21 protein-coding genes and 1 riboswitch are annotated in these 20,055 nt (G+C 62.3%); of the genes, 13 read left to right on the top strand and 8 right to left on the bottom strand.

Annotation, left to right across the window (positions count from 1 at the left end):
* Window positions 1-3: 3 nt before the first annotated feature.
* Together BM321_RS24710 and rpoE are read right to left on the bottom strand one after the other, a co-directional pair.
* Window positions 4-591 carry a sigma-E factor negative regulatory protein gene (locus tag BM321_RS24710; protein ID WP_014337028.1) on the bottom strand — a complete coding sequence of 196 codons (588 nt, stop codon included), beginning with the start codon at window positions 589-591 and terminating at the stop codon, window positions 4-6.
* A 31-nt stretch (window positions 592-622) separates the two neighbouring features.
* Window positions 623-1,204: an RNA polymerase sigma factor RpoE/AlgU gene (rpoE, locus tag BM321_RS24705; protein WP_003172477.1), complete on the bottom strand. Its 582-nt coding sequence runs from the start codon at window positions 1,202-1,204 to the stop codon at window positions 623-625.
* Window positions 1,205-1,763: 559 nt separating this feature from the next.
* Between rpoE and nadB the strand changes: the two genes are divergently transcribed.
* Complete coding sequence (nadB, locus tag BM321_RS24700) at window positions 1,764-3,380, top strand: L-aspartate oxidase (protein WP_092332707.1); 1,617 nt, start codon at window positions 1,764-1,766, stop codon at window positions 3,378-3,380.
* Here the strand turns inward: nadB and BM321_RS24695 are convergent.
* Both BM321_RS24695 and BM321_RS24690 read right to left on the bottom strand, forming a co-directional pair.
* Window positions 3,349-3,801 (bottom strand): protein YgfX, encoded by a 453-nt coding sequence (locus tag BM321_RS24695; protein WP_092445380.1) that lies wholly within the window; start codon window positions 3,799-3,801, stop codon window positions 3,349-3,351. The two genes, nadB and BM321_RS24695, sit on opposite strands and share 32 nt — an antisense overlap.
* Window positions 3,785-4,039, bottom strand: coding sequence for an FAD assembly factor SdhE (locus tag BM321_RS24690; protein WP_003184348.1), 255 nt, complete (start codon window positions 4,037-4,039; stop codon window positions 3,785-3,787). The genes BM321_RS24695 and BM321_RS24690 overlap by 17 nt, the downstream gene beginning before the upstream one ends.
* Before the next feature lie 149 nt (window positions 4,040-4,188).
* Here BM321_RS24690 and BM321_RS24685 point away from each other — a divergent pair, with 149 nt between their 5' ends.
* Window positions 4,189-5,130 carry a CAF17-like 4Fe-4S cluster assembly/insertion protein YgfZ gene (locus tag BM321_RS24685; RefSeq protein WP_092445378.1) on the top strand — a complete coding sequence of 314 codons (942 nt, stop codon included), beginning with the start codon at window positions 4,189-4,191 and terminating at the stop codon, window positions 5,128-5,130.
* A 35-nt stretch (window positions 5,131-5,165) separates the two neighbouring features.
* Window positions 5,166-5,987, top strand: a complete 822-nt coding sequence (locus BM321_RS24680) for an HDOD domain-containing protein (protein ID WP_092445376.1) — start codon at window positions 5,166-5,168, stop codon at window positions 5,985-5,987.
* Window positions 5,988-6,152: 165 nt separating this feature from the next.
* Here BM321_RS24680 and BM321_RS24675 read toward each other — a convergent pair whose 3' ends face one another.
* Both BM321_RS24675 and BM321_RS24670 read right to left on the bottom strand, forming a co-directional pair.
* On the bottom strand, window positions 6,153-7,544 hold the full coding sequence (locus tag BM321_RS24675) for a sensor histidine kinase (protein WP_092445374.1): 1,392 nt from the start codon (window positions 7,542-7,544) through the stop codon (window positions 6,153-6,155).
* Window positions 7,537-8,208 (bottom strand): response regulator, encoded by a 672-nt coding sequence (locus BM321_RS24670; RefSeq protein ID WP_003198779.1) that lies wholly within the window; start codon window positions 8,206-8,208, stop codon window positions 7,537-7,539. Before BM321_RS24670 ends, BM321_RS24675 begins: the two co-directional genes overlap by 8 nt.
* Before the next feature lie 448 nt (window positions 8,209-8,656).
* On the opposite strand from BM321_RS24670, the gene BM321_RS24665 reads away from it, so the two are divergent.
* Genes BM321_RS24665 through BM321_RS24650 form a run of 4 tightly spaced genes read left to right on the top strand, consistent with a single transcriptional unit; the run spans window position 8,657 to window position 12,718 of the window.
* Complete coding sequence (locus tag BM321_RS24665) at window positions 8,657-9,655, top strand: Bug family tripartite tricarboxylate transporter substrate binding protein (protein WP_170847648.1); 999 nt, start codon at window positions 8,657-8,659, stop codon at window positions 9,653-9,655.
* A gap of 55 nt (window positions 9,656-9,710) precedes the next feature.
* Window positions 9,711-10,172: a tripartite tricarboxylate transporter TctB family protein gene (locus BM321_RS24660; RefSeq protein WP_060738771.1), complete on the top strand. Its 462-nt coding sequence runs from the start codon at window positions 9,711-9,713 to the stop codon at window positions 10,170-10,172.
* Between the two features lies 1 nt (window position 10,173).
* Entirely contained in the window at window positions 10,174-11,688 is a 1,515-nt protein-coding gene (locus tag BM321_RS24655; protein WP_092445372.1) for a tripartite tricarboxylate transporter permease, read from the top strand.
* The gene (locus BM321_RS24650) at window positions 11,681-12,718 is read left to right on the top strand and encodes an AbrB family transcriptional regulator (protein ID WP_092445370.1); all 1,038 of its coding nucleotides are present in this window, start codon (window positions 11,681-11,683) and stop codon (window positions 12,716-12,718) included. The genes BM321_RS24655 and BM321_RS24650 overlap by 8 nt, the downstream gene beginning before the upstream one ends.
* 107 nt (window positions 12,719-12,825) lie before the next feature.
* Here BM321_RS24650 and ung read toward each other — a convergent pair whose 3' ends face one another.
* Entirely contained in the window at window positions 12,826-13,518 is a 693-nt protein-coding gene (ung, locus tag BM321_RS24645) for a uracil-DNA glycosylase (protein ID WP_092332725.1), read from the bottom strand.
* 132 nt (window positions 13,519-13,650) lie between these two features.
* Here ung and BM321_RS24640 point away from each other — a divergent pair, with 132 nt between their 5' ends.
* A complete protein-coding gene (locus BM321_RS24640) occupies window positions 13,651-14,763 on the top strand; it encodes an enoyl-CoA hydratase/isomerase family protein (protein WP_092445368.1) in 1,113 nt (370 codons plus the stop codon).
* 171 nt (window positions 14,764-14,934) lie between these two features.
* Here the strand turns inward: BM321_RS24640 and BM321_RS24635 are convergent, their stop codons facing one another.
* Window positions 14,935-15,324 (bottom strand): hypothetical protein, encoded by a 390-nt coding sequence (locus BM321_RS24635; protein ID WP_092445366.1) that lies wholly within the window; start codon window positions 15,322-15,324, stop codon window positions 14,935-14,937.
* A 304-nt stretch (window positions 15,325-15,628) separates the two neighbouring features.
* A riboswitch (guanidine-I (ykkC/yxkD leader) is annotated at window positions 15,629-15,730 on the top strand.
* A gap of 60 nt (window positions 15,731-15,790) precedes the next feature.
* Here BM321_RS24635 and BM321_RS24630 point away from each other — a divergent pair.
* Genes BM321_RS24630 through BM321_RS24610 form a run of 5 tightly spaced genes read left to right on the top strand, consistent with a single transcriptional unit; the run spans window position 15,791 to window position 19,866 of the window.
* Window positions 15,791-16,858 carry a putative urea ABC transporter substrate-binding protein gene (locus BM321_RS24630; RefSeq protein WP_092445364.1) on the top strand — a complete coding sequence of 356 codons (1,068 nt, stop codon included), beginning with the start codon at window positions 15,791-15,793 and terminating at the stop codon, window positions 16,856-16,858.
* 15 nt (window positions 16,859-16,873) lie between these two features.
* Complete coding sequence (locus tag BM321_RS24625) at window positions 16,874-17,689, top strand: ABC transporter permease (RefSeq protein ID WP_092445362.1); 816 nt, start codon at window positions 16,874-16,876, stop codon at window positions 17,687-17,689.
* Entirely contained in the window at window positions 17,686-18,474 is a 789-nt protein-coding gene (locus BM321_RS24620) for an ABC transporter ATP-binding protein (protein ID WP_092445360.1), read from the top strand. The genes BM321_RS24625 and BM321_RS24620 overlap by 4 nt, the downstream gene beginning before the upstream one ends.
* A 13-nt stretch (window positions 18,475-18,487) precedes the next feature.
* Complete coding sequence (locus BM321_RS24615; RefSeq protein ID WP_060738779.1) at window positions 18,488-19,213, top strand: urea amidolyase associated protein UAAP1; 726 nt, start codon at window positions 18,488-18,490, stop codon at window positions 19,211-19,213.
* Between the two features lie 11 nt (window positions 19,214-19,224).
* A complete protein-coding gene (locus tag BM321_RS24610) occupies window positions 19,225-19,866 on the top strand; it encodes an urea amidolyase associated protein UAAP2 (RefSeq protein WP_092445358.1) in 642 nt (213 codons plus the stop codon).
* The last annotated feature ends 189 nt before the right edge of the window (window positions 19,867-20,055 follow it).

The following is a 20,055-nucleotide window of genomic DNA, read 5'->3' as shown; positions in this document are numbered from 1 at the left end:
TTATTAACGGTTTTCCAGGCTGGCGGCACGGGCGTAAGGCAGCGCGCTTTCGGTACCTTTCAGGGCAGCTTGCTGGGCATGCTGACGCAGGTAGTTGGGCAGACGCTGATCATGCCAGCCGGGCTGGCCTTGCAGAACACCGTTGACCATCGGGCCTGCGGTTTCCGAACCTTCGCTGTAACCGGCCAATACCGCTGGGCCCTTGACCTGTGGAGCGGCCAAGCCAGGCTGGTTGGACTGCTGCGCCATTTGCACGCCGGCAATCTCATCCTGGTTGTACAGGCGCACACCGGCCAATACGGCAACGGTGACCGATGCGGCTACCGCCAGACGACCCAGGCTGCGCCATGGTCCGCGTGAAGCTTTTGCCGGTACGGCTTCGTCAGCCAATGCAGCAGAAACGGCCGCGGCGATGTCCAGGCGTGGAAGCAGCAAATCCTTGTGCATGACAGCCCGGGCGATCTGGTAACGAGCCCAGGTCTCACGTGTTTCAACATCGTCAAAGGCATTCAGTACCCGACGTAATTCAAGTTCGTCCGCTTCGTTGTCCATAACTGCGGACAGCGATTCCTGCAGGGCTTCACGACTCATGGCGTTCCTCTCTTGGCTGTCGCCGCTGTCTCTAGTTTTCCTGCAACAAAGGTTGCAGGGCTTTATCGATGGCCTCCCGAGCGCGGAAAATCCGGGAGCGCACGGTGCCCACAGGACATTGCATGACGCTCGCAATGTCTTCGTAACTCAGACCGTCGAATTCACGTAAAGTTAAAGCCGTACGCAAATCTTCAGGCAGTTGCTGGATGGTTCGATGGACGGTGCCTTCAATCTCATCCCGCAGCAACGCACGTTCCGGTGATTCGAGATCCTTGAGGCCATGATCGCCATCATAGAACTCGGCATCTTCAGAACTTACGTCACTATCCGGCGGCCGGCGGCCGCGTGAAACCAGATAGTTTTTCGCCGTGTTAATGGCGATGCGGTAAAGCCACGTATAAAACGCGCTGTCCCCGCGGAAATTACCAAGTGCGCGGTAGGCCTTGATGAAGGCTTCCTGAGCGACATCCTGCGCTTCATGGGTGTCGTGCACGAAACGCACGATCAACCCGAGAATTTTGTGCTGGTATTTCAGCACTAGCAGATCGAAAGCTCGCTTGTCGCCGCGTTGGACCCGCTCGACCAGCTGCTGATCCTCTTCCTGGGTTAGCATGAACACTCCTCGATAAGCTCGAAGGAGGCTTGCATTACTAATTGACCGGGCTTGCAAACATAGACTCGGGCTTTTCGCAAAAGTTCTCCCCCTTCCAAGCAAGTTTCCGGCGCGCTCTGATCTCGGCACGCACGAAAAACGCAGCAGGAGATTCCCCGGCTGCGCGAATAATCTGTCATCGGGTCTGTCGGCAGAGATTCCAATCGAAATCTTGCACCAACCCGACGCTGCTCCCTTTTGCAGACAACCGTCTATTGAACGTAGGCGCTTGGCAAAAGTTCCCGCTATTTACATCACCATGTATTGAATATCAGGCCCCCATGACGTGATAAACAGCGTTCTATCCTCGAAACGGCCGCCTTTGTCGACTCAAAGCCAAGCGGATGATCCGACGAAGCGTGTCGCTTTTCTGTCACGCTGGTTTCACATTGCCATGAATGCCCGGCTATTGTGCCGATCCCCCCCTCTATATACTAGTGGGCTGCGTGGCTGCCCGACCCGTTGAAGCGGTGTCTGGCGCCAACCCCGACCCGGGTCGCCTTGAGCGGAAACCATTCGAATGAGCCAACAGTTTCAACACGATGTTCTGGTAATCGGCAGCGGAGCCGCCGGATTGAGCCTGGCGCTGACCTTGCCTGCGCATTTGCGCATCGCAGTGCTGAGCAAGGGCGACCTGGCCAACGGTTCGACCTTCTGGGCCCAGGGCGGTGTCGCCGCCGTGCTGGACGATACCGACACCATTGAATCCCATGTCGACGACACCCTCAACGCCGGCGGTGGCCTTTGCGATCCGCAAGCGGTGCGTTTCACCGTCGAACACAGCCGGGAAGCCATCCAATGGCTGATCGACCAGGGCGTGCCGTTTACCCGTGACGAACAATCGGGCACCGAAGACGGCGGTTTCGAGTTCCATCTGACCCGCGAAGGCGGCCATAGCCATCGGCGCATCATCCACGCGGCCGACGCCACGGGCGCGGCGATCTTCAAGACCCTGCTCGCCCAGGCGCGATTACGGCCGAACATCGAATTGCTGGAACAGCGCGTCGCGGTCGACCTGATCACCCAAAAACGCCTGGGCCTGGACGGTGACCGCTGCCTCGGCGCCTACGTGCTCAATCGCGGCACCGGCGAAGTCGACACCTACGGCGCGCGCTTCGTCGTCCTGGCGTCCGGTGGCGCGGCGAAAGTCTACCTGTACACCAGCAACCCCGACGGCGCTTGCGGCGACGGCATCGCCATGGCCTGGCGTTCGGGTTGCCGGGTAGCGAACCTGGAGTTCAACCAGTTCCACCCCACCTGCCTCTATCACCCGCTGGCCAAGAGCTTCCTGGTGACCGAGGCCCTGCGTGGCGAAGGGGCCCATTTGAAGCTCCCCAACGGCGAACGCTTCATGCAACGCTTCGATCCGCGCGCCGAACTGGCACCGCGTGACATCGTCGCCCGGGCCATCGACCACGAGATGAAGCGCCTGGGTATCGATTGCGTCTACCTGGACATCAGCCACAAGCCCGAAGCGTTCATCAAGAGCCACTTCCCGACGGTGTATGAGCGCTGCCTGGAGTTTTCCATCGACATCACCAAACAACCGATCCCGGTGGTGCCGGCGGCGCACTATACCTGCGGTGGCGTGATGGTCGACCAACACGGCCGCACCGACGTGCCTGGCCTGTATGCCATTGGCGAAACCAGCTTCACCGGCCTGCACGGCGCCAATCGCATGGCCAGCAATTCGCTGCTGGAATGTTTCGTCTACGCCCGCTCGGCGGCGGCGGACATTCTCGAGCAATTGCCGCGGATCGCCATTCCGGTCGCCCTGCCCTCGTGGGACGCCAGCCAGGTCACCGACTCGGACGAAGACGTGATCATTGCCCACAACTGGGATGAACTGCGGCGCTTCATGTGGGACTACGTGGGCATCGTGCGCACCAACAAGCGCCTGCAACGGGCACAGCACCGGGTGCGCTTGCTGCTGGATGAGATCGACGAGTTCTACAGCAACTACAAAGTCAGCCGCGACCTGATCGAACTGCGCAACCTGGCCCAGGTGGCGGAACTGATGATTCGCTCGGCCATGGAACGCAAGGAAAGCCGGGGGCTGCACTACACCCTCGACTACCCGAACCTGCTGCCCGAGGCACTGGACACTATCCTGGTGCCGCCCACCTACGCCGACTGAACCTGAGCCGCACCCGCAGGCGCCGGTGGACATCCGGCGCCAGCGCGTCGCGGAGCACGCACAGCGATCGGACCCGCCGCTCGCCCTGCAATCGGAAACGCAGCACGATGATCAGCGGCAGCGCCAGGCTATCGGGGCGCAACTGCACAGCCCGCCAGCCATCGGCCCGGCTCCAGAGCTGCCAGCCAGCGGCATTGTGACGCAACCCGCAAAAGGCCCGGCGATGGGTCAGCACCACATGCCGGGGGATCACCCAGGCACCATGGGCCAGGCACACGATAACGCCAAGCGCGGCGCACCAGGACGCGATGGACAACAGAAACAACGAACCCAGGGCGAACACCTGGGCCAGCAGATAGGCCGCCAGCAGTTGCCCGGAGGCCTGCCAGCGGCATTCGAAGCGATTACTTGGGTTGGACACGGTCCAGGATCATCCGGACCATGCGCTGCAACTCGGGGTCTTCGGATTCGCTGCGCTCCATGAACCAGCCGAACATGTCCTGATCCTCGCATTCGAGCAGGCGGACGTAGCACGCACGGTCCACTTCATTGAGATGGGGGTAAACCTCTTTCACGAACGGCACCAGCAACACGTCCAGCTCAAGCATGCCGCGGCGGCTGTGCCAGTAGAGGCGATTCAGTTCAACATCTTCGACCATGGAGCGCTCCTCAAATAGAGCGCAAGTATACAGGCCTCGCCACAGCGCGACAGACGGCTTTGGTCTGGCACCACCGACCCTTTGTGAACTACCCATTTCAAGGGCGTCCCCTTATGATGTCTACCAGACTTTTTACCCTGCGATGACCCATGGCTGATTTCGCTTTTTTCTGCACCCTGTCCCACGAAGGCGTCCTTGCGGTCCGCGGCGTGGATGCCAGCAAATTCCTGCAAGGCCAATTGACCTGCAACCTCGACTACCTGAGCGACAACCGGGCCAGCCTCGGCGCCCGCTGCACGCAGAAAGGCCGGATGCAATCGAGCTTCCGCATCCTGCTCGAAGGCGACGGTGTGTTGATGGCCATGGCCACCGAACTGCTCGAACCGCAATTGGCGGACCTGAAAAAATACGCCGTGTTCTCCAAATCCAAGCTCACCGACGAAAGCGCCGCCTGGGTTCGCTTCGGCCTGGAAAATGCCGACGATGCCCTGGCTGGACTGGGCCTCGAACTGCCGAGCGACACCGACAGCGTGGCGCGCCATGAAGCCCTGATCGCCATCCGCGTGTCTCCCGGCCGCGCCGAGTTGTGGGCACCCGCCGAACAGGCAAAGGCACTGCGAACCCGCCTGGGCGCAGAACTGGCCGAGGCGGACCTGAACCCCTGGCTGCTGGGCCAGGTCCGTGCCGGGATCGGCCAGGTCATGCCGACCACCCGCGAACTGTTCATCCCACAGATGCTCAACCTGCAAGCCGTCGGCGGCGTCAGCTTCAAGAAAGGCTGCTACACCGGCCAGGAAATCGTCGCGCGCATGCAATACCTGGGCAAGCTCAAGCGGCGCCTGTATCGCCTGCAACTGGACGCCAGCGAACTGCCGGAACCCGGCACGGCGCTGTTCTCCCCCACTCACGGCAGTTCCATCGGCGAAGTGGTGATTGCCGCCCGCGGCGAAGGAAACATTGAACTGCTGGCGGTATTACAGGCCGAAGCTGCAGAAGATGACAATCTGCACCTCGGTGCCTTGGAAGGCCCTCGCCTTCAATTGTTGGACCTGCCTTACGAACTGGACCGCGACCGCGAAATCCAGCGCTGATCGCAGCATTTGTCGCAATACCCTAGAGAACCGAAATGAGCGATTTGGCGGATAAGGTCCAACGGGATTTGGTGCAGGCCATCGATAACGATGACCTGGTTCTGCCAACATTACCGGAAGTGGCCATGCAGATTCGCCGGGCCGCCGAAGACCCGGAAATCAGCGTCAGCAACCTGAGCAAAGTGATCGGCCGCGATACGGCCCTCTCGGCACGCCTGATAAAAGTGGTCAACAGCCCGCTGTTGCGGGCCACCCAGGAAGTCACTGACCTGCACACGGCCATCACTCGACTGGGCATCAACTACAGCAGCAACTTGGCCATTGGCCTGGTGATGGAGCAGATTTTCCATGCCCGCTCCGAGGTGGTGGAACTGAAGATGCGCGAAGTCTGGCGCAAAAGCCTGGAGATCGCCGGCGTCAGCTATGCGTTGTGTCGCGGCTACACCCAACTCAAGCCGGACCAGGCCGCGTTGGGTGGGCTGGTGCATCAGATCGGCGTGCTGCCGATCCTCACGTACGCACAGGACAATAACGAACTGCTGTCGGACCCGGTCAGCCTCAACCATGTCATCGAGACGATTCACCCGGTGCTAGGGGACAAATTGCTCAGCGTCTGGGAATTTCCGGAGCGCTTGGTGAAACTGCCGGGGCTGTATCTGGACTTCAACCGCGACTCCAAGCAACTCGATTATATCGACCTGGTGCAGGTCGCTGCGCTGTATTGCTACAAGGACACCGACCATCCCCTGAGCAAGATTGATGTATTTGGCGTCCCAGCCTTCAAGAAACTGGGCATCGACCCGGAGAACAAGGCCCGGTGTGCGGATATCGAAGAAGCGCGGTCGATGTTTTATTAAGGCCGACAACCACGAAACCTGGATCAGACACTGACCTGTGGCGAGGGGATTTATCCCCGCTGGGCTGCGCAGCAGCCTCAACTGGCGATTGCGGCCTATTCAAACAGACAACGAGGGGCGGTTCGCGCCCCAGCGGGGATAAATCCCCTCGCCACAATAGCGGGCTTAATCTGAACCTGGAATAAAGCTCACCCGCACCTTCAGCCCGCGTTCCTGCCCGTCATGCAAGGTGATCTGCGCCAAGTGCGCGCGGCAGATTTCGCCGACGATCGCCAACCCCAATCCGGAACCGGCCACTTGCTGGTTGCGTCGATAGAAGCGCTCGAACACCCGGTCCCGCTCATGCAGCGGAATGCCTGGCCCGTCGTCCTCGACTTCCAGGACCGCCGGTGCGATGACCCGCAGGATCACGTTGCCGCCGGACGGTGTGTGGGCCAGGGCGTTGTCCACCAGGTTGCTCAACAGCTCGTTCAACAAGGTCGGCTCGCCCCGCAGCCATACCGGCTCGTCGGCTTCCAGGGCCAGCGCCACGCCTCGGGCATGGGCCAGCGGGGCCATGGCCATGCCCAGCTCACGGGCCAACTGGCTGAGATCGAGCAACTGAGCGCCGCCTTCGGCAATGGCCCGGGCGCCATTTTCCACCCGCGCCAGGGACAGCAACTGGTTGGCCAGGTGAGTCAGTCGATCGGTCCCCTGAGCCGCGGTCTCCAGGGTTTCACGCCAGGTCGCCGGCTCGCTGGCGCGCAAACCCAGCTCCAGGCGCGCCTTGAGCGCGGCCAGCGGCGTACGCAGTTCATGGGCGGCATCGGCGATGAACTGCGCCTGCCGCTCGAATTGCCCGCGCAGGCGCTCGGTGAAATGGTTGAGGGCCCGCACCAGCGGCCATAATTCGTGCTGCACCTCCACCAGCGGCAACGGCCGCAGATCGTCCGGCTGGCGTTCCTCCACCGCCGTGCGCAAGCGCTCCAACGGGCGCAACGCCGCGCTGACCGCAAACCACACCAACAGCAACGCGCCCACGGCCAGCATGCCCAGGCGCAACAGGGTGTCGGCCATCAGGCCACGGGCCATGCTGACCCGCGCTTCTTCGGTCTCGGCCACGCGAATTTCCGCCATGCCATTCATGTTCGGCTCGCTCACCGCCTTGAGCAGGCTCACCACTCGCACGCTCTGCCCCTGGTATTGGGCGTTATAGAAGCGCGCCAGGGCCGGGTAATCGTCCGTGCGGGGCGTCCCGGGCGGCGGGCCGGGAAGGTTTTCGTAGCCGGAAATCAGCTTCTTGTCGATGTCATTGACTTGGTAATAAATGCGTCCGGCACTGTCGTAGGCAAAAGTATCCAGGGCCACGTAGGGCACATCCGCGCTGAGGCTGCCGTCGCGCTGGGACAGGCCCGCGGCGATAGTCCGGGCCGAGGCCAGCAGGGTCCGGTCATAGGCGGTGTCCGCCGCTTCGCGACCATTCCAGTAAGCGCTCAGGCCGCTGGCGAGCATCAGCACCACCAGCAGCAACGCCAGGTTCCAGAGCAGCCGCCAACGCAGGCTGTCGGGCTTATGCATTGCGATTTTCCAGCAGGTAGCCCAAGCCGCGGAACGTCACGATCGCGACCGCATGGCCGTCGAGTTTCTTGCGCAGGCGATGGACGTAGATTTCGATGGCGTCCGGGCTGGCTTCTTCGTCCAGGCCGAACACCTGGGCCGCCAGTTGCTCCTTGCTCATCACCCGCCCCGGCCGGGCAATCAACGCTTCCAGCACGGCCTGCTCGCGGGAGGTCAGGGTGAGCAATTCATCGTCGAGGGTGAAACGCCGGGTATCCAGGTCGTAGACCAGCCCGCCACAACGCTGCTGGCGTTCACCGCCCAGTACGCTGCGGCGCAACAGGGCCTTGACCCGGGCCTCCAGCTCAGTGAGTTCGAATGGCTTGGCCAGGTAGTCGTCGGCACCGAGGTTGAGGCCATGGACGCGGTCCTTGACGTCGCTGCGGGCGGTCAACATCAGCACGGGCAAAGTTTTGCCGCGGGCCCGCAGGCGCGCCAGCACCTCGAAACCGTCCATGCGCGGCAGCCCGACATCGAGCACCGCCACGGCGTATTCCTCGCTGCTCAAGGCCAGGTCGGCCGCGACACCGTCGTGCAGCACATCCACAGTCAAACCGGTGCTCTTGAGCGCCTGGGCAACGCTTTCGGCGAGCTGCAGATGGTCTTCGACGAGCAGAACACGCATGGGTTATTCCTCGATTCAGGGATGGTCGACGCCATTCTTTGGCGCGGAGTTTACAGCCGCATCCGCCACTGTGAAGCCAAAAACACGTTGAAAGCTTTTGAAAGGTTAGCGAAAGGTTGGGCCGTTAGAGTCCTCCCACGGACGGTTTCGACTGCCCGTCGCGACGCACATCGCGAACGAAAAACGCCTCGAAGCGTTTTCGCCGAATAAAAACAATAAAAGCGGAGTTATCACATGCTGTCTCTACAGCTCCAGGCCCCAATGCCTGCCCGCCTTTCCCGCATCAATCAGACCACCCTGGCCAGCGCCATCACGCCTCGGTCTGAGGCCCTCCCGCGCCTTCAATCCCGATACGTTCGGCAACGACCTGCGCCCGCCATCCGCGACGCGAGGGCCGGGGGCCAGCAACACCGAATCTACACCACACACAACAACAACTCCTATGGAGATAACGATGAACCTATCACTGCGTAAAGTAGCCTTGGCCGCCGGATGCCTGATGTTCGCCGGGCAGTTGCTCGCCGCTGATCCGGCCAAAGAACCCAAGCGCCCCGAATGCATCGCCCCGGCTTCCCCTGGCGGCGGCTTCGACCTGACGTGCAAGCTGGTGCAAAGCGCGCTGGTCAACCAGAAGCTGTTGACCAAGCCGATGCGCGTCACCTACATGCCAGGTGGTGTCGGCGCGGTGGCTTATAACGCAGTGGTCGCCCAGCGCCCGGCCGACGCCGGCACGCTGGTGGCCTGGTCCAGCGGCTCGTTGCTGAACCTGGCCCAGGGCAAGTTCGGTCGTTTCGATGAAAGCGCCGTGCGCTGGCTGGCCGCCGTTGGCACCAGCTATGGCGCCATCGCGGTGAAAAGCGATTCGCCCTACAAGAACCTCGACGATCTCGTACAGGCCCTGAAGAAAGATCCGGGCTCGGTGGTTATCGGTTCCGGCGGCACCGTCGGCAGCCAGGACTGGATGCAGACCGCCCTGATCGCCAAGGCCGCCGGCATCAACCCCCGCGACCTGCGTTACGTAGCCCTCGAAGGCGGCGGCGAGATCGCCACGGCGCTGCTCGGCGGCCACATCCAGGTCGGCAGTACCGACATTTCCGACTCCATGCCCCACATCCAGAGCGGTGACATGCGCCTGTTGGCGGTGTTTGCCGAGAAGCGCATCGACGAGCCGGAGATGAAAAACATCCCCACCGCCCGCGAGCAAGGCTATGACATCGTCTGGCCGGTGGTCCGCGGCTTCTACCTCGGGCCAAAAGTCAGCGATGAAGACTACGCCTGGTGGAAAGAGGCATTCGACAAGCTGCTGGCTTCCGAAGAGTTCGCCAAGCTGCGCGACCAGCGCGAGCTGTTCCCGTTTGCCATGACCGGCCCGGAACTGGACACCTACGTGAAGAAGCAAGTGGCTGATTACAAGGTGCTGGCCAAAGAGTTCGGCCTGATCCAGTAACCGTCTCTGTTCGCGTGTCGGCGCTGGCATCACCGGCGCCGCCCAGGAGTTAGTCATGCTCACCATCCAACGTATTTTTGCCGCGGTGCTGCTGCTGGTTTGCATCGGCCTCGCGCTGATGGCCTGGCCGTATCAGGCCGCCTTTTCCTACGAGCCGGTCGGCCCGCGCGCCTTTCCCCTGCTGATGCTGGGGCTGATGGGCCTGGCGCTGCTGTACATGCTGTTTCGTCCGACCCCCATCGTGCACAGCGACGAAGACCCGCAACTGGACCGTGAAACCCTGCAGAAGATCGGCATCTGCGTGGCGCTGCTGCTGGTATTCGCCGGCACCTTCGAACCCCTGGGCTTCATTGTCGCCAGCATCCTGATCGGCGTGCCGATGGCGCGCCTGTATGGCGGGCGCTGGGTGCCGAGCGTGGTGATCATCAGCCTGATGGCCATCGGTCTTTATCTGTTGTTCGACAAGCTGATGGACGTGCCGCTGCCCCTGGGCCTGCTCGACGTCCTGGAGAATTGATATGGATACCCTGAATTATCTCGGCCAGGGTTTTGGCGTTGCACTGACCCCCTACAACCTCGTCACCGCATTGACCGGTACGCTGATCGGCACGGTGGTCGGCCTGCTGCCGGGCCTGGGCCCGATCAACGGTGTGGCGCTGCTGATCCCGATCGCCTTCGCACTAGGGCTGCCGCCGGAGTCGGCGCTGATCCTGCTGGCGGCGGTGTACCTGGGTTGCGAATACGGCGGGCGCATCAGCTCGATCCTGCTCAACATCCCGGGGGAAGCCTCCACCGTGATGACCACCCTCGACGGCTACCCGATGGCTCGCCAGGGCCTGGCCGGGGTGGCGTTGTCGCTGTCGGCGTGGAGTTCGTTCATCGGTGCGTTCATCGCCACCTGCGGCATGGTGCTGTTCGCGCCGCTACTGGCCAAATGGGCGATTGCCTTCGGACCGGCGGAATATTTCGTCCTGATGGTGTTCGCCATTGTCTGCCTGGGCGGCATGGCCGGCGACCGACCGCTCAAGACGTTCATCGCGGCGCTGATCGGGCTGTTCCTGTCCAGTGTCGGGATCGATGCCAACAGCGGCGTCTACCGCTTCACCGGTGACAACATCCACCTGACCGACGGCATTCAGTTCGTCGTGCTGGTGCTGGGTTTGTTCTCCATCAGTGAAATCCTGTTGCTGTTGGAGAAAACCCATCGCGGCCAGGAAGCGGTGGAAGCCACTGGGCGGATGATGTTCAACTTCAAGGAAGCGGCGTCGGTCTTCGTCGTGAACCTGCGTTGCGGCGTGCTCGGTTTCATCATGGGTGTGTTGCCAGGTGCCGGGGCGACCCTGGCCAGTGCCGTGGCCTACATGACCGAGAAGCGCATCGCCGGTGCCAGTGGCAAGTTCGGCCAGGGTGACAAACGTGGCCTCGCCGCGCCGGAAACCGCCATCGGCGGTGCTGCCTGCGGGGCACTGGTGCCGATGCTGACCCTCGGCGTTCCCGGCTCGGGCACCACGGCAGTGATGATCGGCGCATTGTCGCTGTACAACATCACGCCCGGTCCGCTGCTGTTCCAGCAACAGCCAGACATTGTCTGGGGCCTGATCGCCTCGTTGTTCATCGCCAACATCATGCTGGTGATCCTCAACATCCCGATGATCCGCGTCTTCACCCGCATCCTGGCCGTGCCGAACTGGGCATTGGTGCCGGTCATCGCGATCATCACCGGCATCGGCGTCTATGCGGTGCATGCCACGACGTTCGACCTGTTCCTGATGATCGGCATCGGTATCTTCGGCTACATCCTGCGCAAGTTGGATTTCCCGCTGTCGCCCGTGCTGTTGGGCTTCATCCTCGGTGGCCTGATGGAGCAGAACCTGCGTCGTGCGCTGTCGATCTCCAACGGTGCGCTGGAGATCCTCTGGTCGAGCCCGATCACCTTCGGCTGCTGGATCCTGACGGCAATCATGCTGTTCATGCCATTGCTGCGGATCTGGCGTCGCCGCGCCGCACAACGTCGCGCCCCGGCCAATGTCTGAGGCGACTTTCAGACAATGGTGGGGAACACCGCTGGTCGGCCTGGCCGGCGGTTACCTGGCCAGCCTGATCGGCTGGCCTTTGCCCTGGATGGTCGGCTCGTTGCTGGCGATCATCCTGGTGCGCTGCCTGACGCCGTGGCAATTGGCGGAAATCCCCGGCGGCCGCAAATGCGGCCAATGGATGGTGGGCATCGGCATTGGCCTGCACTTCACCCCGGTGGTGATGGAACAGGTCCTGAGCCACTTCGGCCTGATTTTTTTCGGCGCGCTGATCACCAGCGTGTCCAGCGTGGTCAGTGTCTGGCTGATGCGTCGCACCGGCGAGGACCGTGCTACCGCGTTTTTCTCGAGCATGCCCGGCGGCTCCGGCGAAATGGTCAACCTCGGCGCCCGCAACGGCGCGGACCTGAGCCGGGTCGCAGCAGGCCAGAGCTTGCGGGTGCTGGTGGTGGTGCTGTGCGTGCCGGCGGCCTTCAAGTACCTGTTGGGCGAAGGTGCGCCGGTGCAACATGCCACGACGGTGGACTGGCTGTGGCTGGCGCTCCTGTTTCCAGCGGGCGCCCTGCTCGCCTGGGTCTGGGAGCGCTTGCGCCAACCCAATCCCTGGTTGTTCGGGCCGTTGCTGGTGAGCGCGGCGGTGAGCATCGGTTGGGACCTGCACATCGGCCTGCCCAACGGCGCCAGCCAGATCGGCCAGTGGCTGATCGGCAGCGGGTTGGGTTGTCATTTCAACCGGCAGTTCTTTCGTCGGGCACCGTCGTTCATGGGCCGCACATTGGTTGGCACGGTGTTGACGATGCTGATCGCCACGCTTGCAGCCCTAGGTTTGAGCACCTTGACCCATCTGGATCTGCGTTCGTTGACGCTGGGCATGATGCCCGGCGGCATCGCGGAAATGAGCCTGACGGCGGAGACGCTGCAACTGTCGGTGCCATTGGTGACGGCGTTGCAGGTGATGCGGTTGCTGTTCGTGCTGTTTCTGGCGGAACCATTGTTCAGGTATTGGATGCGCCAGCCAAGTTCGCCCTGATCGTCCGCGGCGCCTTCATCGCGAGCAAGCTCGCTCCCACAGGTTCAGGGCAACACAATCCCTGTGGGAGCGAGCTCGCTCGCGATGGGGCCCTGACTGCCGCCCCCTTAAAGCGGCGGCAACCGCCAATCGATCGGCGTCTCGCCATGCTGCTGGAGAAACTTGTTGGTCCGGCTGAAGTGCCCGCAGCCGATGAAACCTCGGTGGGCCGACAGCGGTGACGGGTGGACCGAAGTCAGCACCAAATGCTTGGTCGCATCGATCAGCCTCTGCTTGCTCTGGGCATGGGCGCCCCACAACAGGAACACCAAGTGCGGCTGGTGTTCACTGACGACTTCAATGATCCTGTCGGTAAAGTGCTGCCAGCCTTTTTTGGCGTGGGCGTTGGCATTGGCGCGCTCCACGGTCAGGGTCGTGTTGAGTAGCAACACGCCCTGGTCGGCCCAGCTTTGCAGGTAGCCGTGATTGGGGATATCGATGTTCAGGTCGCGCTTCAACTCCTTGTAGATGTTCACCAGGGACGGCGGTGTCGGCACGCCCGGCTGTACCGAGAAGCACAAGCCATGGGCCTGCCCTGGACCGTGGTAAGGGTCCTGGCCGAGAATCACCACCTTGACCTTATCCAGCGGCGTGGAATTGAGGGCGTTGAAAATCAGTGGAGCCGGCGGATAGATCTCCTTGCCAGCAGCGTATTCACTGCGTAGGAACTCACGCAACTCCGCCATGTAGGGCTGGTCGAACTCGGCACGCAGTGCCTGCTTCCAGCTCGGTTCGAGTTTGATACGGTCGTCAGCAGTCATGGTTGCATCCGGTAAAAAACAATGGGCGCACCCTAGGAAAGCCTACAGCGCTTGTCAATTGATCTGACGCAGAACCGGCACTTTCCTACACAGCGGTCATACTGAACATTCAAATTTCTGATCGAGGTCACGATGAATCTGCACTTCGAAGAGCTCACCGGCATCGACGGTGCCCGCATCGGCATCGCCACCCTGGATGCCGAAAAATCCCTGAACGCCCTGTCCCTGACGATGATCAATGCCTTGCGCGATCGCCTCGATGCCTGGGCCCGGGAACCACAGGTCGTTTGTGTGCTGTTGCGCGGCAATGGCGCCAAGGCCTTCTGCGCCGGCGGTGAAGTGCGCAGCCTGGTAGAGGCCTGCCGCGCTCATCCCGGCGAAGTACCGCCGTTGGCGGCACAATTCTTCGCGGCGGAATACCGCTTGGACTTCAACCTGCACACCTACCCCAAACCCTTGCTGTGCTGGGGCCACGGTTATGTACTGGGCGGTGGCATGGGGCTGCTGCAAGGCGCCAGTACCCGCATCGTCACGCCAAGCAGCCGCCTGGCCATGCCGGAAATCAGCATCGGCCTGTACCCGGATGTCGGCGCCAGTTGGTTCTTGTCACGCCTGCCCGGCAAGCTCGGGCTGTTTCTCGGCCTGACCGGCGCCCACATGAATGCCCGGGACGCCATCGACCTGGGCCTGGCCGACCGCTTCTTGCTGGATGAACAACAGGACGACCTGATCGAAGGCCTGCTGCAACTCAACTGGCAAGAGCAGACCGAGATGCAGCTCAACAGTTTGCTCAAGGCCTTGCAGCAGGAAGCTGTCGCCCAACTGCCCGAAGCCCAATGGCTGCCGCGGCGGCCGAAAATCGACGAGTGGCTGGATGTCAGCGATGTGCGCTGCGCCTGGAAAGCCCTCAGCCTGTTGGTGGAGCACCCTGATCCACTGATCGCCCGGGCCGCCAAGACCATGACCGAAGGCTCGCCGTTGACCGCTCATCTGGTCTGGGAGCAGATCGCCCGGGCTCGGCATTTGTCCCTGGCCGGTGTGTTCCGGATGGAATACACCTTGAGCCTCAACTGCTGCCGTCATCCCGAATTCAGCGAAGGCGTGCGGGCGCGATTGATCGACAAGGACCACAAGCCGCGCTGGCACTGGCCGGACATCAATCATGTGCCCGAAGCGGCGGTCGAGGCACACTTTCACAAGGCGTGGGAAGGGCGGCATCCGTTGGCGGATTTGTCCAACGAGTGAATGGCCTGAATGATCTCCTGTGGGAGCGGGCTTGCTCGCGAAAGCAATGGAGCAGCTTGCATCACTGTTGGATGTGCCGCCGCCTTCGCGGGCAAGCCCGCTCCCACAGGTCGTTTTATGGCAAGCACAAAAAAAGCGGCGCTCAATGCGCCGCTTCTTGTTGCCTAACGATCAGCGGTGACCGCCCCTTCCGTCATGACCACCGCGTCCCCGATGATCACTCCCGCCTCGCCCGCCTCGGTCGTCATTCCAACCGCCCCGGTCACGGCCGTCCCAGCCGCCCCGATTCGGATAAGACCGGTACGCCGCTCGCGGTGGCGAGTAGTAGCGTGGGCCTTGTTGGTAGTAACGCGGCGGCGAGTAATAGCGCGGCGCCGGTTGGTAATACCGCGGGGCGTAATAGCCACGCGGAACCGAATAATAACTCCCGCCACCGTAATAGACCGGCGCCGGTGAGGTGTAGACCTCGGAACGGTAGTAGCTCGAATCTCCGTCGTAGTAAGGCACGCAGGCCGAAAGAGTCAAACCGAGAAACGCAATGAGGAGCAGTCGTCGATACATGGCGGCCTCCTGGACCGCGGATGGGCCACATCAGCGACGCTGATGGGCGGCAGCCAACTTTGTGTGACTGACGCATATTCAGACAGCAAAATCGGAATCTGGTGCGACCTGGCAACAACTAGAAACATGTCCCTCGTCGCCCTCTTCCGGTGCGCGAGAGCACCACAAGCAAGCACAAGTCCGCTCTCGCCCCTCCTTCTCCAACACCTGCCGTCTCTGGCCCGGGCCTTTGCCGGAATTGGCACGGCTCTCGCTTTAACAAACTCCGTGCAGGAGTCATCACAGGTTCGCGGCACCACAATTTGCAATGGCTGACTAGGGTTCCGGCTCGCTTCTGGCGAGTGGCTGGTCCGAGAGTTGGCGACCTCCAGTTGAGGTTACACGGCGGGACAAAAGCCCGGGAGACAAGCCACCGTTCGCGGTGCCGCGTTGCTCCTGTCCGCCCTTGATCAACTGGAGAACCACCATGCTCAAGCTTCGTCTGTCCGCCCTGCTCCTCGCCGCCCTCTCGGCCCTCGTGAGCTTTTCATCCGCCGCCGCACAAAAAGACCACTTCAGCGTCTGCTGGACCATTTACGCCGGCTGGATGCCCTGGGAATACGCCGGCAGCCAGGGCATCGTCGACAAATGGGCGAAAAAATACGGCATCAAGATCGATGTCGTGCAGCTCAACGATTACGTCGAATCCATCAACCAGTACACCGCCGGTCAGTTCGACGGCTGCACCATGACCAACATGGACGCCCTGACCATTCCCGCCGCCGGTGGCGTGGACAGCACCGCGCTGATCGTCAGCGATTTCTCCAACGGCAACGACGGCATCGTCCTCAAGGGCGAAGGCAAGAAAGTGGCCGACCTCAAGGGCATGGACGTCAACCTGGTGGAACTGTCGGTGTCCCATTACCTGCTGGCCCGCGCCCTGGATTCCGTGGGCCTCGCCGAAAAAGACCTGAAAGTCGTCAACACCTCCGACGCCGACATCTCCGCCGCGTTCAACACCGATCAGGTCAAGGCCGTCACCACCTGGAACCCGATGCTCTCGGACATCAAGGCCCAGCCAGGCGTGAGCGAAGTGTTTAATTCCAGTCAGGTCCCTGGCGAGATCATGGACATGATGGTGGTCAACACCCAGACCCTGCAGGATAACCCGGCCCTGGGCAAAGCGTTGACCGGCGCCTGGTTCGAAGTGGTGGCGCTGATGAATGCGAAAAACGCAGCCAGCCAGGCCGCGTTGGAACACATGGCCAAAGCCTCGGGCACCGACCTCAAAGGTTTCCAGGCGCAACTGGACACCACCAAGCTGTTCGCCACGCCCAAAGAAGCCCTCGGTTTCGCCACCAGCGAACAACTGCCCGCTACCATGGGCAAGGTGGCCGAGTTCTCGTTCCAGCACGGCTTGTTGGGCGAAGGCGCCAAGGACACGAACGCGATCGGCATGGCCTTCGCCAATGGCGTGACCCGCGGCGACAAGGCCAACCTCAAGCTGCGCTTTGACCCGACCTACGTACAGCTGGCCGCCGACGCCAAGCTGTAAACCGGAGGACCTGGCATGCGCCTGATCAACCGCTACCCGGATCGTCCCAGCCGCTTGTTGCTGGTGATCCTGCCCTTCGCGCTGGTGTTGTTCGCCTACTTCATGGGCTCGGCCGAACGGTTGACGGACAACCCCAACGACAAACTGCTGCCCAGCGCCGTGCAAATGGCCGATGCGGTCAAGCGCCTGGCCTTTACCGCTGACGCCCGCAGCGGCGAATACCTGCTCTGGCAAGACACCGCCTCAAGCCTGCGCCGGTTGGTCATCGGCCTGGGCATCAGTGCCCTGGCCGGGCTGTGTCTGGGCATTGCCGCCGGCACGTTGCCGCTATTGGGCGCGCCGTTATCGCCGCTGCTCACCGTGGTGTCGATGGTGCCGCCGCTGGCCATCCTGCCGATCCTGTTCATCGTCTTCGGCCTGGGAGAGTTGTCGAAAGTGATGCTGATCGTGATTGGCATCACACCGTGCCTGGCCCGGGACCTGGAACAGCGCGCCCGGGAGATTCCCCCCGAGCTGCTGATCAAGGCCCAGACCCTCGGCGCTTCGACCTGGACCCTGATGCTGCGGGTGGTGCTGCCGCAATTACTGCCGCGCCTGTTGATTTCCCTGCGACTGATGCTCGGTTCGGCCTGGCTGTTTCTGATCGCCGCCGAAGCCATCGCCTCCACCGACGGGCTGGGCTATCGGATTTTCCTCGTGCGCCGTTACCTGGCGATGGACGTGATCTTGCCGTACGTGGTGTGGATCACCCTGCTCGCCTGGCTGATGGACTGGGGTCTCAAGCGCCTGACCCGCCAAGCGTTCCCCTGGTATGAGGGGGCGAAGGCATGAGTTTCATCAACGTGAACAACGTCTGGCAACAGTACGGCGACCAGGTGGTGCTCGAGCGCTTGAACCTGAGCGTCGCCGAGGGTGAGTTCTGCACCTTGGTGGGGGCGTCGGGTTGTGGCAAGTCGACCTTCCTGCGCTTGCTGCTGGGCCAGGAACGCGCCAGTCGCGGACAGATTCTCCTGGATGGCGAACCCTTGGCCGGCGAGCCGGATGCCAGCCGGGGCGTGGTGTTCCAGCGTTACTCGGTGTTCCCGCACCTGACCGTGCTGGACAATGTGGCCCTGGGCCTGGAACTGCCGCGCTCGCCGCTGCTGGGCCGTCTGTTCGGCAGCGCCAAGCGCCAGGCCCGGGAAGAAGCCGCACACTTGCTGGACAAGGTCGGACTCGGCCATGGGCAGGATAAATACCCGGCGCAACTGTCCGGGGGCATGCAGCAGCGACTGGCCATCGCCCAGGCACTGATCATGAAGCCGCGTGTCCTGCTGCTGGACGAACCCTTCGGTGCCCTCGATCCGGGTATTCGCAAGGACATGCACGCCTTGTTGCTGGAGCTGTGGCGCGAAACCCGCCTGACCGTGTTCATGGTCACCCATGACCTGTCCGAAGGTTTCAGCCTCGGCACGCGCCTGCTGGTGTTCGACAAAGTCCGTGTCGATCCCCACGCCCCCGGCGCCTATGGCGCACGCATCACCTACGACATTCCATTGAACAGCGACCGCCGCACCGCCCGTGCCGCCGTCGACGCCCTGCCCGCCGAACTGGCCGGCACCTTGCGTATCGCTTGAAAGGAGTTTTTCCATGCCCGACTCGACCCGCTTGTTTACCCCCTTCGCCGAAGAACTGCTGCCCGGCGGCGGCCACCGTTCGTTCGTGCTCAAGCGCGGCCAGCTGCTGCGCCTGACCGATCTGCGCGGCGGGGCCAACGTGAGCCTGACGCTACTCAATGCCAACGAGAAAACCGAACGCTTGAACCTGCCCGACAGCCTCAAATGCCAACACACCGCCAAGCTCACCGCCGGCCATTGCCTCTACTCGGACATGGGGCGGGTGCTGGCGGCCATCACCGCCGATACCTGCGGCTGGAGCGACAGCCTGGGCGGCGTGCTCTGTGCCGAGGAAGTCGCGCAAAAATACGGTCAGGGCCGCTATCAGGAACTGCGCAACGGCTTCTTTCGCAACGGCACCGACAACCTGTTGGTGGAACTGGGCAAATGGGGCCTGGGGCTGTCCGACCTGCTGATGACCCTCAACCTGTTCAGCCGGGTCGATGTCGATGAGGCGGGAAACTTTCACTTCGTCGAGGGCAACTCCCTGACTGGCGACTACATCGAGCTGTACGCACCGATGGACACCCTGGTGGTGCTGACCGCGCTGCAACACCCGATGGACCCAAACCCGCAATACGCCCCGCAACCGATCAAGCTCAGCTGGATGAATGCCGACGCCAGCGTCGCCGAGCACTGCCGCCTTTCGCGCCCGGAAAACCAACGCGGCTTCATCAATACCGACCGCCTGTTCGCCTGAGGATCGCTGCCATGTCACTCGCCATCGCCACCGCACACAAGCAACCCGATACCGCCGTCTACCGTGCCACGATTCCCGCCGGGGAACCCTGGCTGGTGGAGGTCAAGGCGGGCCAGACCCTGCGCATCCTCGACCTGGAAGGCAACCAGGCGGTCGATACGCTGTTCTACAGCCTGGCCAACCCCAAGGAACGCTACGACGTGCAGCGCACCCTGCGCCGGCAAAACAGCGTTTACCTGAGCACCGGCAGCGTGCTGTATTCCAACCTCGGCCACCCGATGCTGACCATCGTCGAAGACACCTGTGGACGCCACGACACCCTCGGCGGCGCCTGCGCCCAGGAAAGCAACACCGTGCGCTACGCCCTGGAAAAACGCTACATGCACAGCTGCCGTGACAATTACCTGCGGGCCTGCGTCCACGACGGTCGCCTGGGCAAGGGCGATATCGGGCCGAACATCAACTTCTTCATGAACGTGCCGGTCACCGCCGACGGTGGCCTGACCTTCGAAGACGGGATCTCGGCGCCAGGCAAATACGTCGACCTGCGAGCCGAGATGGATGTGATCGTATTGATCTCCAACTGCCCGCAACTGAATAACCCCTGCAACGCCTACAACCCCACGCCAGCGGAGCTTTTGATATGGAACTGAAACTCATCCGCTTGCGTCGCTGGCTGTTCATGCTGTGCCAGAGCCGGTCGGGGCAATGCATCAAATAACGCCCTGATCCCCTGTGGGAGCGAGCTTGCTCGCGGTAGCGGTCTGTCAGTCACATTGATGTTGGATGTACCACCGCTATCGCGAGCAAGCTCGCTCCCACAGGGGGGAATTGATGTTTGG

Origin of the sequence: Pseudomonas sp. NFIX10 (genome assembly GCF_900111955.1) — a bacterium.
Taxonomy (GTDB): Bacteria; Pseudomonadota; Gammaproteobacteria; order Pseudomonadales; family Pseudomonadaceae; genus Aquipseudomonas; species Aquipseudomonas fluorescens_AA.
Note: the sequence above shows the minus strand (reverse complement) of the source record. Positions and strands in the feature narration are given on the sequence as shown.

Excerpts from the sequence above, each read along its gene's own strand:
- BM321_RS24710 (WP_014337028.1), bottom strand. The coding sequence starts at position 591 with ATGAGTCGTGAAGCCCTGCAGGAATCGCTGTCCGCAGTTATGGACAAC.
- rpoE (WP_003172477.1), bottom strand. The coding sequence starts at position 1,204 with ATGCTAACCCAGGAAGAGGATCAGCAGCTGGTCGAGCGGGTCCAACGC.
- nadB (WP_092332707.1), top strand. The coding sequence starts at position 1,764 with ATGAGCCAACAGTTTCAACACGATGTTCTGGTAATCGGCAGCGGAGCC.
- BM321_RS24690 (WP_003184348.1), bottom strand. The coding sequence starts at position 4,039 with ATGGTCGAAGATGTTGAACTGAATCGCCTCTACTGGCACAGCCGCCGC.
- BM321_RS24685 (WP_092445378.1), top strand. The coding sequence starts at position 4,189 with ATGGCTGATTTCGCTTTTTTCTGCACCCTGTCCCACGAAGGCGTCCTT.
- BM321_RS24680 (WP_092445376.1), top strand. The coding sequence starts at position 5,166 with ATGAGCGATTTGGCGGATAAGGTCCAACGGGATTTGGTGCAGGCCATC.
- BM321_RS24675 (WP_092445374.1), bottom strand. The coding sequence starts at position 7,544 with ATGCATAAGCCCGACAGCCTGCGTTGGCGGCTGCTCTGGAACCTGGCG.
- BM321_RS24670 (WP_003198779.1), bottom strand. The coding sequence starts at position 8,208 with ATGCGTGTTCTGCTCGTCGAAGACCATCTGCAGCTCGCCGAAAGCGTT.
- BM321_RS24660 (WP_060738771.1), top strand. The coding sequence starts at position 9,711 with ATGCTCACCATCCAACGTATTTTTGCCGCGGTGCTGCTGCTGGTTTGC.
- BM321_RS24655 (WP_092445372.1), top strand. The coding sequence starts at position 10,174 with ATGGATACCCTGAATTATCTCGGCCAGGGTTTTGGCGTTGCACTGACC.
- BM321_RS24650 (WP_092445370.1), top strand. The coding sequence starts at position 11,681 with ATGTCTGAGGCGACTTTCAGACAATGGTGGGGAACACCGCTGGTCGGC.
- ung (WP_092332725.1), bottom strand. The coding sequence starts at position 13,518 with ATGACTGCTGACGACCGTATCAAACTCGAACCGAGCTGGAAGCAGGCA.
- BM321_RS24640 (WP_092445368.1), top strand. The coding sequence starts at position 13,651 with ATGAATCTGCACTTCGAAGAGCTCACCGGCATCGACGGTGCCCGCATC.
- BM321_RS24635 (WP_092445366.1), bottom strand. The coding sequence starts at position 15,324 with ATGTATCGACGACTGCTCCTCATTGCGTTTCTCGGTTTGACTCTTTCG.
- BM321_RS24630 (WP_092445364.1), top strand. The coding sequence starts at position 15,791 with ATGCTCAAGCTTCGTCTGTCCGCCCTGCTCCTCGCCGCCCTCTCGGCC.
- BM321_RS24625 (WP_092445362.1), top strand. The coding sequence starts at position 16,874 with ATGCGCCTGATCAACCGCTACCCGGATCGTCCCAGCCGCTTGTTGCTG.
- BM321_RS24620 (WP_092445360.1), top strand. The coding sequence starts at position 17,686 with ATGAGTTTCATCAACGTGAACAACGTCTGGCAACAGTACGGCGACCAG.
- BM321_RS24615 (WP_060738779.1), top strand. The coding sequence starts at position 18,488 with ATGCCCGACTCGACCCGCTTGTTTACCCCCTTCGCCGAAGAACTGCTG.
- BM321_RS24610 (WP_092445358.1), top strand. The coding sequence starts at position 19,225 with ATGTCACTCGCCATCGCCACCGCACACAAGCAACCCGATACCGCCGTC.